Annotated in this window: 1 protein-coding gene; it reads left to right on the forward strand. The window is 70.0% G+C overall.

Features of this window, described 5'->3' with window-relative positions; translation table 11 throughout:
* Positions 1-549: 549 nt before the first annotated feature.
* Positions 550-1,078 (forward strand): GNAT family N-acetyltransferase (locus GPA_RS18590; protein ID WP_041238688.1); only part of this gene is annotated, 529 nt, incomplete at its 3' end.

Below are 1,078 nucleotides of genomic sequence, written 5' to 3' on the forward strand. Positions count from 1 at the left end.
GGTCCGGAGCGGCGTCGGCAACGTCCAGCGACGCGACCGGTTCCTCGGGGCGCTCGGCGGCGGCCCCCATCCCGATCGCCACGCCGAAGAAGGCCACGACGCCCACCGAGCGCGAGCGCGGCCGCCTTCGACCACGTCGGCAGGTGCCTTATCCGTCGGCGCAGCCGCCGTATGCCCGAGCCCTTCCCCATCGCCTCGCCGTTCCGCATTCTTTCTGCCGCAACCCCGGCCGCGCTTCGAACGCGCGCTTTCCGTGACGGCTTTTCTGCCGTTTTCCCCACCGAGTATTCCGTAACAGCCGGGCAACGACAAGACGACGCAACCGAACAACACAACAGCGCCACGGTCTGTTCGCATGGTCTCCCCGAGGGGAAAAGGGGGTTAAACGCTTGTCATCACCAGCGCTTTCGCTCCCTCGCGAAGGCGCTTCCGAGAGAGGGCGGCCCCTCTTGGCCGGCACCTGCACCGCCCTGCCATGGGCGACGGCAACGGCTCCGTGGTAGTATAGGCAGGACAATGCCCCCTCCCGCCCCACCGGAAAGGCATCACGTGAGACCCGCTCCCGCCCGCATACGCCTTGCAACCGCCGACGACGCGGACGCCATCCTCGCCGTGTACGCGCCCTTCGTGGACACGCCCGTCACGTTCGAGGAAGAGACGCCCTCGGCCGAAGCGTTCCGCGAGCGGGTCGCAGGCGTGCTCGCCGGCTACCCGTACCTCGTGGCCGAGCAGGACGGATGCGTGATGGGCTATGCCTACGCGCACGCCCAGGCCGAGCGGGCGGCCTACGCCTGGAACGCCGAGCTGTCGGTGTACCTGGCCCCCGGGGCCCAAGGTGCCGGGCTGGGTAGCGCGCTTTACGGAGCCCTGATCGAGCTCGTGCGCCTGCAGGGCATGAAATGCGCCTACGCGCGCGTCACGTTGCCGAACGCGGCCAGCGAGCGCCTGCACGAGGCGTTCGGCTTCCAGCTCATGGGCATCCAGCGCAACGCCGGCTACACCTGCGGCGCCTGGCGCGACGTGGCCTGGCTCTCCCTGCCCCTGGCGGCCTTCGACCCCGCACCCGAGGCGCCCGTCC

Origin of the sequence: Gordonibacter pamelaeae 7-10-1-b (assembly GCF_000210055.1) — a bacterium.
In the GTDB taxonomy this organism is placed as follows: domain Bacteria; phylum Actinomycetota; class Coriobacteriia; order Coriobacteriales; family Eggerthellaceae; genus Gordonibacter; species Gordonibacter pamelaeae.